This is a genomic window from Kitasatospora sp. NPDC059577 (assembly GCF_042735475.1).
GTDB lineage: Bacteria > Actinomycetota > Actinomycetes > Streptomycetales > Streptomycetaceae > Kitasatospora.
The window spans coordinates 26,992-39,974 of sequence record NZ_JBHWBZ010000047.1 but is presented as its reverse complement, the minus strand read 5'-3'; the positions used below and the strand labels follow the sequence as shown (position 1 = coordinate 39,974).

Below are 12,983 nucleotides of genomic sequence, written 5' to 3'. Positions count from 1 at the left end.
CAACGTCAGGAGATGATCAACGTACCGGCCGCAGCGCTTCCCGGAACCGTTCGACCACCGCGGCCACGTCCTCCCGGACGCTGAATCCGGCCGCGAACACGTGGCCCCCGCCGCCCAGTTCGGCGCAGGCCGCGGCGACGTCCACCGCGCCCTTCGAACGCGAGGAGCCGCGCAGCGTGCCGTCCGGGTCCTGCTTGAGCACCAGCGCCACCTCGGCCTCGGCCGGGCGGCGCAGGACGTCGATCAGCCCCTCGATCTCCTCGACCGTGACGCTGAACAGCGCCAGGTCCTGGTACGGCACCCAGGTCCACACCAGGCCGAGGCCGCCGGCCGCCTCCGGCTCGTAGACGGCCCGGTCGAGCGCGCCCGCGAGCACCTTCAGGTAGCCGAAGGAGGAGGTGTCCCAGAGCTGCCGGGAGATCAGGTCGTGCCGGATGCCGGTGGCCAGCAGTCGGCCGGCGAGTTCGTGGGTGGCGGGCGTGGTGGCCCGGTACTTGAACGAGCCGGTGTCGGTCGCGACGCCCGTGTAGAGGCAGGTGGCCAGGTCCCGGTCGAGCTCGACGCCGAGCCGACGCAGCAGTTCGTCGACCAGCACGGCGGTGGCCGGCGCGGTCGGGTCGATCAGCTGGTGGGTGCCGAAGCCCGGGTTGGAGGCGTGGTGGTCGAAGACCACCAGGACGGGCGCGGCGAAGGCCTTGGCGTGCAGCAGGCCGAGCCGGCTCTCCGCGGCCACGTCGAAGCAGAGCACCAGCTCGGGCACGTCCGGCACCTCGTCGGCCGGCACGATCAGCTCCTGCCCGGGCAGGAACGTCAGCGACTCGGGCACGATCTGCGGATCGTCGCCGAAGGAGACCCGCACCTGCTTGCCGAGCGCGCGCAGCGCCAGCGCGGCCGCCAGCGAGGAACCCAGTGCGTCGCCGTCCGGGCAGATGTGGCAGATCAGGTCGATCGAACGGGCCCGCCCGATCTCCGCCACCGCCTGCTGCCAGACCAGCTCGAACCCGCTCTCCTCGGCGCGCGGCCCCGGGAGCGCCGCGAGGGCACCCTCCACCGTGCTGGTGGAGGACGCCCCCGTGGTCGTTCCGGCTCGCGAGGCGGCCTGCGCCGGCTCACCCGCCATGACTACTCGTCCTCGTCGTCACGCTCGGACGCCGGGACCCGGTACGGGTCCGCGTCGCCGGCGTAGGTCGCCCCGGCGGCCTGCGTGCGCACCTCGGCGTCGGAGTGCCGGGCCCGGTCGAGCAGGTCGTCGATGTTCCGGGCGTTGTCCGGCAGCGCGTCCGCGACGAAGGTCAGCGTCGGGGTGAAGCGCACCCCGATCTTGCCGACCTCGGAGCGGATCACGCCCTTGGCGCTCTCCAGCGCGGCGGCCGTGGCCTCGCGCTCGGTCTCGTCACCGAAGACGGTGTAGAAGACGGTGGCCTCGCGCAGGTCGCCGGTCACCCGGGTGTCGGTGATGGTCACGAACCCCAGTCGCGGGTCCTTGATCCGCCGTTCCAGGGTCTGGGCGACGACCACCTGGATGCGGTCGGCGAGCTTGCGCGCCCTTGCGGTGTCGGTCACGTTGCCTCCTCGTGCATTGGGCCCGGTACCCGGGTGAGCTGCGCACCCGTCGGGGCCCACGCCCCAAAGTACCGGCCCGCGCCCGGCCTTGCGGGCGCTCTCGGTCCTGATCCGTGTGAGAACGGCGACTTCCGTCGACCGGCTCCACGGCTCTCATTCGTCGTCGTCGTTGTGGTACCGCCGCCTCGCGGAGAGGAGCTGTACCTCGGGGCGGCCGGCGACCAACCGCTCACAGCTGTCCAGGACCTCGGTGATGTACCCGGCCTCGCCGGACACCACCGCCAGACCGATCTCGGCCCGGCGGTGCAGGTCCTGGTTCCCGGTCTCGGCAGCGCACACGCTGTACTTGCGCTGCAGTTCGGCCACGATGGGCCGCACGACCGACCGTTTCTCCTTGAGCGAGTGGACGTCGCCCAGGAGCAGGTCGAAGGTGAGTGTTCCCACGAACATGTATGACAGGTCTCGCCGACCTGGAAGGCCTCGGGGGGCAGCCCGCAACCGGACTGACGCCGCTGCATCTGACTACCCCGGACCCTACACAGCGAGACCGGGGCCGGTCGACGGAAATACCACCCGTCGACCGGCCCCGGACACCACCCGCTTACGCGCGCGGCTTCTCGCGCATCTCGTAGGTCTCGATGACGTCGTCGACCTTGATGTCGTTGAACGACCCGAGCGTGACACCGGCCTCGAAGCCCTCGCGGACCTCGGTCGCGTCGTCCTTGAAGCGGCGCAGACCCTCGATGGTGAGGCTCTCCGCCACGACCTTGCCGTCGCGGATGAGGCGGGCCTTGGCGTTGCGGCGCAGCAGGCCCTCGCGGACCAGCACACCGGCGATGTTGCCGAACTTGGAGGAGCGGAACACCTCGCGGATCTCCGCGGAGCCGAGGCGAACCTCCTCGTACTCCGGCTTGAGCATGCCCTTGAGGGCGTTCTCGATCTCCTCGATCGCCTGGTAGATGACCGAGTAGTACCGGACGTCCACGCCTTCCTTGTCGGCCGCGGCGCGCGCACGACCCTCCGCGCGCACGTTGAAGCCGATGATGATGGCGTCCGAGCCCATCGCCAGGTCCACGTCGGACTCGGTGATGGCACCCACACCGCGGTGCAGGACCCGGAGCTCGACCTCCTCGCCCACGTCCAGCTTGACGAGGGCGTCCTCGAGGGCCTCGACCGAACCGGAGACGTCACCCTTGATGATGAGGTTGAGCTGCTCGATGGAGCCGGCGGCGATGGCCTTGTCCAGGTCCTCCAGGGACACCCGGACCCGACGCTGCGCGAAGGCGGCGTTGCGGTCGCGGGCCGAGCGCTTCTCGGCGATCTGACGGGCGGTGCGGTCCTCGTCGACGACGATGAAGCTGTCGCCGGCGCGGGGCACCGAGGTCAGACCGAGCAGCAGCACCGGGCGGGACGGGCCGGCCTCGGCGAGGCTGTTGCCGTTCTCGTCCAGCATCGCGCGGACACGGCCGTAGGCGTCGCCCACGACGATCGAGTCGCCGACGCGGAGGGTACCGCGCTGCACGAGCACGGTCGCCATGGCGCCGCGGCCCTTGTCCAGGTGCGCCTCGATGGCGATACCCTGCGCGTCCTGCTCGGGGTTGGCCCGCAGGTCGAGCGAGGCGTCCGCGGTCAGGACCACGGCCTCCAGCAGCTGGTCGATGTTGAGACCCTGGCGCGCGGAGATGTCGACGAACATGGTGTCGCCGCCGTACTCCTCGGCCACCAGACCGAACTCGGTCAGCTGACCGCGGACCTTGGTCGGGTCGGCGCCCTCGACGTCGATCTTGTTGACGGCGACCACGATCGGCACACCCGCGGCCTTGGCGTGGTTCAGCGCCTCGACCGTCTGCGGCATGACACCGTCGTTGGCCGCGACCACCAGGATCGCGATGTCGGTGGACTTGGCACCACGGGCACGCATGGCGGAGAACGCCTCGTGACCCGGGGTGTCGAGGAAGGTGATCGGGCGCTCTTCGCCGTTCACCATCGTCGCCACCTGGTAGGCACCGATGTGCTGGGTGATGCCACCGGCCTCGCCGGCCACCACGTTGGACTTGCGGATGGCGTCCAGCAGGCGGGTCTTACCGTGGTCGACGTGACCCATGACGGTGACGACCGGCGGGCGCGGGGCCAGCTGGTCCTCGTCGCCCTCGTTGGCACCGAAGTCGATGTCGAACGACTCCAGCAGCTCGCGGTCCTCGTCGTCCCGGCTCACGATCTCCAGGACGAAGCCCATCTCGTCCGCCAGCAGCTGCAGCGTGGCGTCGGAGACCGACTGGGTCGCGGTGACCATCTCACCGAGGTTGAACATGACGGAGACGAGCGCGGCCGGGTTGGCGTTGATCTTCTCCGCGAAGTCCATCAGCGAGGCGCCGCTCGACAGGCGAACGGTCTGGCCGTTGCCGCGAGGGAGCATCACACCGCCGACGGACGGGGCCTGCATGGCCTCGTACTCCTGGCGCTTCGCCCGCTTCGACTTGCGACCGCGCGCCGGGCGACCGCCCGGGCCACGACCGAAGGCACCCTGCGTGCCACCACGGGCACCCGGGCCACCGGGACGACCGCCGAAGCCACCGGGACGGGGACCGAAGCCGCCGCCGCCACCCGGGGCACCGCCACCGGGACGCGGACCGCCGAAGCCGCCGCCACCCGCCGGGCGCGAGCCCGGACCGGCCGGACGACCCTGGAAGCCCGGACGGGCGCCACCGGCACCCGGACCACCCGGACGGCCACCGGGGCCACCGGGACCACGGCCACCCGGACCCGGACGCGGGCCGGCCGGACGCTGCGGCATCATGCCCGGGTTCGGACGCGGCATGCCGGACGGGGTCGGCCCGCCGGGACGCGGCGCAGCCGGACGCGGCATGCCGTCGGGACGCGGGGCGCCACCCGGACGGGGGGCACCGGCACCCGGCGCACCGGCCGGACGCGGACGGTCGCCACCGGGACGCGGCGCACCGGCACCCGGCGCACCACCCGGACGCGGACGGTCGCCACCGGGACGCGGCGCACCGGCACCCGGCGCACCACCCGGACGCGGACGGTCGCCACCCGGACGCGGCGCACCCGCACCCTGGGCACCACCCGGACGCGGACGGTCGCCACCCGGGGCGCCCTGGCGACGGTCGCCGGGGCGACCCATGCCGGTGGCGCTGCCCGAGGTGAAGGGGTTGTTACCCGGACGCGGGCCGGCCGGACGCGGGCCCGGACGGGCGCCGCCGGAGGCCTGGCCGCTCGGCCGCGGGGCCTGGGCGGCCGGACGCGGGGCGTCGGCACCGGCCGGAGCCGGCGAGGAGAACTCGGCCGCGGGCGCGGCCGGGGCCGCCGGAGCGGCGGGACGCGCTGCCGGGCGCGGGCCCGGAGTCGGCGCACCCGGACGCGGAGCGGCGGGGGCGGCCGGCGCAGCGGCGGCCGGGGCGGCCGGAGCCGATCCGGCGGCCTGGCTCGCGGCCGGGGTGGGACGGGGACCAGGGGTCGCGCCAGGGCGCGGACCCGGGGTCGGGGCACCCGGCTTCGGGGCACCCGAGCCGGAGGGGGACGGCGCCGCGGTCTTCCGCGGTCCCGGCTTGGCAGCGGAACCACCACCGGTGGGGGCCACACCAAGCGCGTCAGTCAACTTGCGCACGACCGGCGCCTCGATCGTCGAGGACGCCGAACGGACGAACTCCCCGAGCTCGGTGAGCTTGGCCATGACGGCCTTGCTCTCCAAGCCGAGCTCCTTGGCGAGTTCGTAAACCCGGACCTTAGCCACTTCACTCCTGTCTATGAGTCCGGGGGTCTCGTCCGCCGGACTGTCGCTACTTCATGGGCGTACCCATCGCGTACTCATCGCGTACTCATCGAGTGCTCATCGCAATCTCGACCTACTTCCACATCGCGAGGTACCTGACTGGTGGCACGGCGCGCGGCTGCCCGCCCGCCGTGCTTGTTGCGGTGGTTCTCCGCCGCGTGGAGCGGCGGCCGTCGCGGGAGGCGGCCCGTCTAGCAGGCTCCGCCCGTCCGCTCCCCGATGAACCCGCGGAGCCGCTCCGTGTCGAGCATGCCCTGGAGCCGGAAGGCCCGGGGGAACGCTCGACGGCGGACCGCGAGGTCGAGGCAGGCCGGATCGGGGTGCAGGTGAGCGCCCCGGCCCGGCAGTGCGCCACGGGGATCGGGGACGCATTCGCCCTCGACCGCCGTGACACGCAACAGCTGGTGCTTGGCCGCGCGCTTGCGGCAGCCCACGCAGGTGCGTTCCGGGCGTGCTCGGACGTGCGTCCGGCCAGACGAAGGCAAGTCTACCCCTCCGAAGCGACATGGCGCCGCCCCGCAGATCCCGGGGGACCCGCGGGGACGGCTACGACAACACCGACCAGTGGCCGTCCGCCACCCATTTTCCTCCCGGGGCGGCCGTTTCCCTCCTACTGGGGGCGGCCGTCGTCCTCCGGCTGACCCTCGGTGTCCGGGCGGATGTCGATCCGCCAGCCGGTCAGACGGGCGGCCAGGCGGGCGTTCTGCCCCTCCTTGCCGATCGCCAGCGACAGCTGGTAGTCCGGCACGATCACCCGGGCGGAGCGCTGGACGGCGTCCACGATCTCCACGCTGGTCACCCGCGCGGGGGACAGCGCCGCGGCGACCATCTCCCGGGGGTCCTCCGACCAGTCGACGATGTCGATCTTCTCGCCGTGCAGCTCGCCCATCACGGCGCGCACCCGGGAGCCCATCGGACCGATGCAGGCGCCCTTGGCGTTCAGCCCGGCCCGGCGCGACCAGACCGCGATCTTGGTGCGGTGGCCGGCCTCGCGGGCGATGGCGGCGATCTCCACGCTGCCGTCCGCGATCTCCGGGACCTCCAGCGCGAAGAGCTTCCTGACCAGGTTCGGGTGGGTGCGCGACAGCGTCACCGAGGCCCCGCGGACCCCGCGGCGGACCGCCACCACGTAGCACTTCAGACGGGTGCCGTGCCGGTAGTCCTCGCCCGGGACCTGCTCCTGCGGCGGCAGGATGGCCTCCAGCTTGCCGATGTCGACCAGCACGCTCTTCGGGTCGTTGCCCTGCTGGACGACACCGGTGACGATGTCGCCCTCCTTGCCCGCGTACTCGCCGAAGGTCTGGTCGTCGGCGGCGTCGCGCAGGCGCTGCATCATCACCTGGATGCCGATGCTGGACGCGATCCGGCCGAAGCCGTTCGGGGTGTCGTCGAACTCCTTCGGCTCGACGCCCTCGTCCAGCTCCGTCGGGTCCTCCGTGGCCCACACGGTGACGTGGCCGCTCTTGCGGTCCAGGTGCACCCGGGCACGGCGGCGCGAGCCCTCGGTGCGGTGGTACGCGGTGAGGAGGGCTGACTCGATGGACTCGACCAGCAGGTCGAAGGGGATGTTCTTCTCGTTGACCAGCGTGCGCAGGGCACTCATGTCGATGTCCACGGCTACGCCTCCTCGTCTTTCGTCACGTTCGTCATGGTCGTACGGCGCCCGGGTCACTCGGCGCCGTCGTCCCCCTCGTCGAAGTCGGCGGCCTCGTCCAGGAGCTTCTCGTCGTCCTTGCGGTTGAACTCGACCTGGACCCGTGCCCGGGCCACCTCGGCGAACTCCAGGCGGCGCTCCTTCGGACGGCCGCGCCCCTTCACCGGCTGCACCTCGACCAGCGCGCCGTCCTCGTCGGCCTCCAGCACCCGGGCGACGATCTCCCCGCCGTCCACCAGGTGGATCTTGGCCAGCCGACCCTCGGCCCGCTGCCAGTGCCGCGGGAGCGCCAGCGGACGCTCGGCACCCGGCGAACCGACCTCCAGCAGGTAGGCCTCGTCGCCCATCAGGTCCGACTCGTCCAGGGCCTCGCCGACCACCCGGCTGAACTCGGCGATGGTGTCCATGTCCACGCCGCCGTCGGTGTCGACGTCGATCTGCACCTGCCGGCGGCTGCCCGCCTTGGTGACCCTGACGTCCTCCAGGTCCAGTCCGGCCTGCACGGCCAGCGGCTCCAGCAACTCGCGCAGCCGGTCGGTGTGGGTGGTGCTCATCCGGGTGGACTCCTCGGCCGCGTCTGCTGTTGTCAGAAGGTCGCCCCGCGCCTCCCGGTGCCACACCGGGTCACGGCAGCTCGGCCCAAAGCCTATCCGGTGAAGCCCCCAACCACCGATTCCGGACCACCCCCGGCCGCTCGCACGCCACCCACTGCGAGCAAGCTCACACCAGCCCGGCCGGGCACCCGTGCGTCCGAACCCGGCCCGGGAACGTGGGGATTCTGTCATCATTCACGCCAACGAGGGCAGGCCTGGAGGCCGTCCTCCCGTACACGCCCCGGAGTGACCCCGATGCAGCCGCCCAGCCGACGGACCCTCCTGTCCCTCGGACTGTTCACCCTCACCGCCTGCACCGTCGCCGCCTGCACCACCGACCGCACCGGCCCCGCCCCCGGCGCCACCGGGCCCCGCCCCGACCCGGACGCCCCCGTCCGCCTGCGCGCGGTCACCGCCACCGACGCCCTCCTCACCGGGTACGACACCCTGCCCGCGCCCCCCGGCGTCGACGGCGCCGGTCTCCGCGCCGAGACCGCCCGGCACCGCGCCGCCCTCGCCGAGGGCCTGCCCGCCACGGCCGTCCCGTCACCCCCCGTGACCACCGGCCCGACCACCGGCGCCCCGCCCACCACCGCCACCACCGGACCGGCCACGGCCGCCGCACCGACCCCCGCCACCGACGGCCTGGCCGCGCTGGAACTCCGGACCGCCGAGTCCCACCTCGCCGACCTCGACGCCGCCGGGCCCTCGCTCGCCCGGCTGCTCGCCTCCCTCGCCGCCGCCCACACGCTCCACGCCGCGGCGCTGGGCGCCCCCGCCCAGCCCCTCGCCGCTCCGCCGACCGCCTCCGCCTCCGCGAACCCCGCCGCCACCCCCGGCGAGGCCCCCGGCGTCGGCGCCGCCGCCGTCACCGCCCTCCAGAACGCGCTCGGCGCCGAACACGCCGCCGTCTACGGCTACGGCGTCGTCGGCGCCCGGCTCCCCGACGACCCCGCGCGTACCGACGCCCGCACCGCCTACGCCGCCCACCAGGCCCGGCGCGACACCTGGCAGCGCCTGATCACCTCCCTCGGCGCCGCCCCCGCCCCGGCCGCCGCCGGCTACCAGCTGCCCTTCCCGGTCGCCTCGGCCGCGGACGCCACCCGGCTCGCCGCCCACCTGGAAACCCGGCTGACCGGCGTCTACGCCGACCTGGTCGCCGCCGTCCCCGCCCCGCACCGCCTCACCGCCGCCCTCGCCCTGCGCGACTGCGCCCTGCGGGCCCGCCGTTGGGGCGCCCCCGACCAGCCCTTCCCGGGCGTCCCCGACCCGGCCGCCACCCCCGCGGCCACCACCGGCTGAGAACACCCGCCCCGCAACCCGGCCGGGCGAGCGGGCCGCACCGCCCGCGAACACCGACAATGGACCCATGTCGGGAGCCGCACCCACCATCACCGTCCCCACCTGGCTGGCGCACAGCGTCACCGCCGCCCACGGCGACGCCGGCCGGCAATGGCTCGCCGCCCTCCCCACCAGGGCGGCCGCCCACCTGTCCGGCTGGCGCCTCACCCTGGAACGCGTCCTCGACCCCGGCGGCAGCCTCAGCCTGATCGCGTACGTCCACCGCGACGACCTCTCCCCCGCCGTCCTCAAAACCGGCCTGCTGACCCCGGAGACCGCCCACGAGCACGCCGCCCTCACCCACTGGGCGGGCCGGGGAGCCGTCCTCCTCCTGGACGCCGACCCCGCCGAGGGCGTCCTCCTCCTGGAACGCCTCCACGGCGAGATCCCGCTGCGCTCCCTCGCCGAGCCCAAGGCCATGCTGGAGGCCACCAGCCTGCTGCACCGCCTCTGGGCCGAACTGCCCGGGGACCACCCCTTCCCCGCCCTCGCCGAGCGGGTCGCCGCCACCGCCGACCGCGTCGAGGAGCACCGCTCCCACCCCGCCGCCGCCGAGGCCCAGGCACTGGTCACCGAGGCCCTGGACACCGCCCGGAGCCTGGCCGACTCGGCCGACGAGTCCTTCCTGCTCCACGGCGACTTCCACCACGGCAACGTCCTCGCCGCCGACCGCGCCCCCTGGCTGGCCATCGACCCGCGCCCCGTCGCCGGCGAGCGTGCCTACGACCTGGCCCGCCTCGTCCTGGACCGGGCCGACACCCTGCTCGGCTCCCCCGGTGTACCCGCCGCCGTCCGCCGACGCCTCCACCAGCTCTCGGACGCCCTCGACGTGGACCGGGACCGCCTGCGCGGCTGGGCCCTCTTCCGCTCCGTCGACCTGGCGCTCCGCGCCGTCACCGCGGACCGCCACGAGGACGCCGAGCTCTACTTCGAACTCGCCGGTTCCCTCTGAGCCAGCCGCTCTGAGCCGGCCCGTCGGAACACCGGCCGCTCGGAACACCGGCCCGTCGGAACACCGGCCGCTCGGAACACCGGCCGCTCCGGGCGCCGGCGCCTCCGAGCGGTCTAGAGGCCCTGGACCGCCGACCGCCGCAGCGGCAACCGGGCACCCATCACCGCGTACAACCGGTCCGTCGCCGGGAAGCGCACCGCCCGCGCCAGGTCCTGGTACCCCAGCGCCCGGTACAGCCGCCGCGCCGGCGTCTCCGCGTCGATCGCCGAGAGGATGCTGCGGTCCAGCCCCGAGCGCTCGCACAGGGTCCGGATCAGCTGCGAGCCGACGCCCTGCCCCTGGAACTCCGGCAGTACGTGCAGTTCGGTGACGGCGAACACCCCGTCCAGCCAGTCCCCGTACCCCCGGGTGGTCAGGTAGGGCTCGATCACCGAGCTCCACCAGTGCTCCCGCTGGTTGGGCATCCCGTACCCGAACCCGACCAGCCGCCCCCCGCTCATCGCGCCGTACGCGATCACCCCCGGCTGCTGGGCGTGCCGCCCGACGATGTGCAGCCGTACCGCGACCTCCTCGGGCGTCAGCCCGAACGCCACCGCCTGGACCTCCAGCGCCTGCGGCGCCCAGGCCGCAAGGTCGATGGCCCCGATCGTCACCCCGGTCAGCTGATCCATGCTCCGGACGTTACTACCAGCGGACCCCCGACGCGGCCGAAGATCCGAACCCGGGCTTCCCACGGGGACGGCACCGTCAGAACAGCACGCTCATGAAGGCCCCGACCTCCCGGAACCCCACCCGTCGATAGGCCGCCCGGGCCCGCAGGTTGAAGTCGTTGACGTAGAGCGACACCACCGGCGCCACCTCGCGCAGCGCGATCTCCAGGACCGCCGCCATCCCCGTCTCGGACAGCCCGCGCCCGCGGTGCTCCGGCGCGACCCAGACCCCCTGGATCTGGCAGGCGCCCTCGGTCACGGCCCCGACCTCGGCCTTGAAGACGACCTCGCCGTCGGCGCCGAACCGCGCGAACGACCTCCCGGTGGAGACGAGTTCGGCCACCCGGGCCTGGTAGAGGAGTCCCCCGTCGCCCGCCAGCGGCGACACCCCGACCTCCTCGGTGAACATCGCCACGCACGCGGGCATCAGCGCCTCGACCTCGCCGCGCCGCACCCGCCGCACCAGCGGGTCCGGCGCGATCTCCGCCGAGGGCTCCGAGGTGGCCAACAGCGGCTGGTGGCCCCGGACTTCGCGGGCCGGCCCCCAGCTCCGCTCCAACAGCGCCCAGAACATCGCGGTGGCCTCGGCCGGCCCGACGATCGAGGAGCAGCGCCTCCCCTGCCGACGGGCCCGCTCGGCGAAGGCCGCGACCGCGTCCGGCCCGGCGTTCACCAGGACCAGGTTCGCGCCGGCGTAGCAGAGCGCGTCCAGGACACCGTCCCCGTCGTGCCAGCCCCACAACTCCCCGCCGAGCCGCCACGGGTCGAGCCCGACCGCTTCGACCCGGGTCGCGACGAAGGCGTTGGCGACCGGGTCGCGGTGGAGGATCTCCAGGGCGTCCGCGAGGTCGGGCGGCTCCAGCACGCGGGTGGTGGCCAGGGCCCGGGCGGCCTGGAAGGAGCTCGGGAGCATCACACCTCGATCGAGCATCGAGACAGCACCTCACTGAGACGACTCTGGCCGCACCCTACTCCGTGGCCCCACCCGGCTACGGCTGCGGGGCCGTCCACGAACGGACGGCCCCGCTTCCGGAAATACTTCACGCGGGCATCCCCGCACCATCAGGACGAGCTACGGGGTGCTCACTCCCCCGCGACGACGGTCGGCGACCCCGACTCGACGCCGGCCGCCTGCATCTGCTCGGCGAGCTTGAGCGCCTCCTCGATCAGGGTCTCGACGATCTTCGACTCGGGAACGGTCTTGATGACCTCGCCCTTGACGAAGATCTGGCCCTTGCCGTTGCCGGAGGCGACGCCCAGGTCGGCCTCGCGCGCCTCGCCCGGCCCGTTCACGACGCAGCCCATGACGGCCACCCGCAGCGGCACCTCCATGCCCTCCAGGCCGGCGGTGACCTCCTCGGCGAGCTTGTAGACGTCCACCTGGGCGCGGCCACAGGACGGGCAGGAGACGATCTCCAGGCCGCGCTCGCGCAGCCCGAGCGACTCCAGGATCTGGTTGCCGACCTTGATCTCCTCGGCCGGCGGGGCGGAGAGCGAGACCCGGATGGTGTCGCCGATGCCCTCGGCCAGCAGCGCGCCGAAGGCGACCGCCGACTTGATGGTGCCCTGGAAGGCCGGACCGGCCTCGGTCACACCGAGGTGCAGCGGGTAGTCGCAGGCGGCGGCGAGCTGGCGGTAGGCGTTGATCATCACGACCGGGTCGTTGTGCTTGACCGAGATCTTGATGTCGCGGAAGTCGTGCTCCTCGAACAGCGAGCACTCCCACAGCGCGGACTCGACCAGCGCCTCCGGGGTGGCCCGGCCGTACTTCTCCAGCAGGCGCTTGTCGAGCGAGCCGGCGTTGACGCCGATCCGGATCGGCACGCCCGCGCCCTTGGCCGCCTTGGCGATCTCGCCGACCTTGTCGTCGAAGGCCTTGATGTTGCCCGGGTTCACGCGCACCGCCGCACAGCCGGCGTCGATCGCGGCGAAGACGTACTTCGGCTGGAAGTGGATGTCCGCGATGACCGGGATCTTCGACTTCTTCGCGATGATCGGCAGCGCGTCGGCGTCGTCCTGCGACGGGCAGGCGACCCGGACGATCTGGCAGCCGGACGCGGTCAGCTCCGCGATCTGCTGCAGCGTGGCGTTGATGTCCGCGGTCACGGTGGTGGTCATCGACTGCACCGAGACCGGGGCGTCGCCGCCGACCGGCACGTTGCCGACCATGATCTGCCGGGAGTACCGGCGCTTGGCCAGCGGCTTGAGCGGCAGGGACGGAATACCGAGCGAGATCGCGGTCATGTGCGCAGGGTTCCCCGGGGTTGAGGTGTGATCGACCGCCCGGCCGTTGGAACGACCGGGGCCGGGCGCGCTGACGTCGCGCACCCGGCCTCCACGGTACGGCACGGCGACGGGCCCCAGCACACCCGCCGTACCC

12 protein-coding genes are annotated in these 12,983 nt (G+C 73.4%); 2 read left to right on the top strand and 10 right to left on the bottom strand.

Annotated features, from left to right (window positions below):
• Nucleotides 1-16: 16 nt before the first annotated feature.
• The 7 genes from ACFV0O_RS29135 to rimP form a co-directional block, all read right to left on the bottom strand.
• A complete protein-coding gene (locus ACFV0O_RS29135; RefSeq protein WP_380346633.1) occupies nt 17-1,120 on the bottom strand; it encodes a bifunctional oligoribonuclease/PAP phosphatase NrnA in 1,104 nt (367 codons plus the stop codon).
• A 2-nt stretch (nt 1,121-1,122) separates the two neighbouring features.
• Nucleotides 1,123-1,563 (bottom strand): 30S ribosome-binding factor RbfA, encoded by a 441-nt coding sequence (rbfA, locus tag ACFV0O_RS29130; protein WP_360263300.1) that lies wholly within the window; start codon nt 1,561-1,563, stop codon nt 1,123-1,125.
• A 153-nt stretch (nt 1,564-1,716) separates the two neighbouring features.
• The gene (locus ACFV0O_RS29125; RefSeq protein WP_360263303.1) at nt 1,717-2,013 is read right to left on the bottom strand and encodes a DUF503 domain-containing protein; all 297 of its coding nucleotides are present in this window, start codon (nt 2,011-2,013) and stop codon (nt 1,717-1,719) included.
• Between the two features lie 151 nt (nt 2,014-2,164).
• Nucleotides 2,165-5,314, bottom strand: coding sequence for a translation initiation factor IF-2 (gene infB, locus ACFV0O_RS29120; RefSeq protein WP_380346632.1), 3,150 nt, complete (start codon nt 5,312-5,314; stop codon nt 2,165-2,167).
• A gap of 230 nt (nt 5,315-5,544) precedes the next feature.
• Nucleotides 5,545-5,838, bottom strand: coding sequence for a YlxR family protein (locus ACFV0O_RS29115; RefSeq protein ID WP_360263309.1), 294 nt, complete (start codon nt 5,836-5,838; stop codon nt 5,545-5,547).
• A 125-nt stretch (nt 5,839-5,963) separates the two neighbouring features.
• Nucleotides 5,964-6,968 carry a transcription termination factor NusA gene (nusA, locus tag ACFV0O_RS29110; RefSeq protein WP_360263312.1) on the bottom strand — a complete coding sequence of 335 codons (1,005 nt, stop codon included), beginning with the start codon at nt 6,966-6,968 and terminating at the stop codon, nt 5,964-5,966.
• A gap of 53 nt (nt 6,969-7,021) precedes the next feature.
• Nucleotides 7,022-7,561 (bottom strand): ribosome maturation factor RimP, encoded by a 540-nt coding sequence (gene rimP, locus ACFV0O_RS29105; protein WP_360263314.1) that lies wholly within the window; start codon nt 7,559-7,561, stop codon nt 7,022-7,024.
• A gap of 294 nt (nt 7,562-7,855) precedes the next feature.
• Here rimP and ACFV0O_RS29100 point away from each other — a divergent pair, with 294 nt between their 5' ends.
• On the top strand, nt 7,856-8,902 hold the full coding sequence (locus ACFV0O_RS29100; RefSeq protein WP_380346652.1) for a ferritin-like domain-containing protein: 1,047 nt from the start codon (nt 7,856-7,858) through the stop codon (nt 8,900-8,902).
• Nucleotides 8,903-8,969: 67 nt separating this feature from the next.
• Nucleotides 8,970-9,893, top strand: coding sequence for an aminoglycoside phosphotransferase family protein (locus tag ACFV0O_RS29095; protein WP_380346631.1), 924 nt, complete (start codon nt 8,970-8,972; stop codon nt 9,891-9,893).
• Between the two features lie 113 nt (nt 9,894-10,006).
• Here ACFV0O_RS29095 and ACFV0O_RS29090 read toward each other — a convergent pair whose 3' ends face one another.
• The 3 genes from ACFV0O_RS29090 to ispG all read right to left on the bottom strand — a co-directional run bounded on the left by ACFV0O_RS29090 (nt 10,007) and on the right by ispG (nt 12,847).
• Nucleotides 10,007-10,564 carry a GNAT family N-acetyltransferase gene (locus tag ACFV0O_RS29090; RefSeq protein WP_360263319.1) on the bottom strand — a complete coding sequence of 186 codons (558 nt, stop codon included), beginning with the start codon at nt 10,562-10,564 and terminating at the stop codon, nt 10,007-10,009.
• A 76-nt stretch (nt 10,565-10,640) separates the two neighbouring features.
• Nucleotides 10,641-11,516, bottom strand: coding sequence for a GNAT family N-acetyltransferase (locus ACFV0O_RS29085; protein WP_360263384.1), 876 nt, complete (start codon nt 11,514-11,516; stop codon nt 10,641-10,643).
• Nucleotides 11,517-11,686: 170 nt separating this feature from the next.
• The gene (ispG, locus tag ACFV0O_RS29080) at nt 11,687-12,847 is read right to left on the bottom strand and encodes a flavodoxin-dependent (E)-4-hydroxy-3-methylbut-2-enyl-diphosphate synthase (protein WP_380346630.1); all 1,161 of its coding nucleotides are present in this window, start codon (nt 12,845-12,847) and stop codon (nt 11,687-11,689) included.
• Between the last annotated feature and the right edge of the window lie 136 nt (nt 12,848-12,983).

Excerpts from the sequence above, each read along its gene's own strand:
- ispG (WP_380346630.1), bottom strand. The coding sequence starts at position 12,847 with ATGACCGCGATCTCGCTCGGTATTCCGTCCCTGCCGCTCAAGCCGCTG.
- ACFV0O_RS29090 (WP_360263319.1), bottom strand. The coding sequence starts at position 10,564 with ATGGATCAGCTGACCGGGGTGACGATCGGGGCCATCGACCTTGCGGCC.
- ACFV0O_RS29135 (WP_380346633.1), bottom strand. The coding sequence starts at position 1,120 with ATGGCGGGTGAGCCGGCGCAGGCCGCCTCGCGAGCCGGAACGACCACG.
- rimP (WP_360263314.1), bottom strand. The coding sequence starts at position 7,561 with ATGAGCACCACCCACACCGACCGGCTGCGCGAGTTGCTGGAGCCGCTG.
- ACFV0O_RS29085 (WP_360263384.1), bottom strand. The coding sequence starts at position 11,516 with ATGCTCCCGAGCTCCTTCCAGGCCGCCCGGGCCCTGGCCACCACCCGC.
- ACFV0O_RS29095 (WP_380346631.1), top strand. The coding sequence starts at position 8,970 with ATGTCGGGAGCCGCACCCACCATCACCGTCCCCACCTGGCTGGCGCAC.
- ACFV0O_RS29100 (WP_380346652.1), top strand. The coding sequence starts at position 7,856 with ATGCAGCCGCCCAGCCGACGGACCCTCCTGTCCCTCGGACTGTTCACC.
- ACFV0O_RS29125 (WP_360263303.1), bottom strand. The coding sequence starts at position 2,013 with ATGTTCGTGGGAACACTCACCTTCGACCTGCTCCTGGGCGACGTCCAC.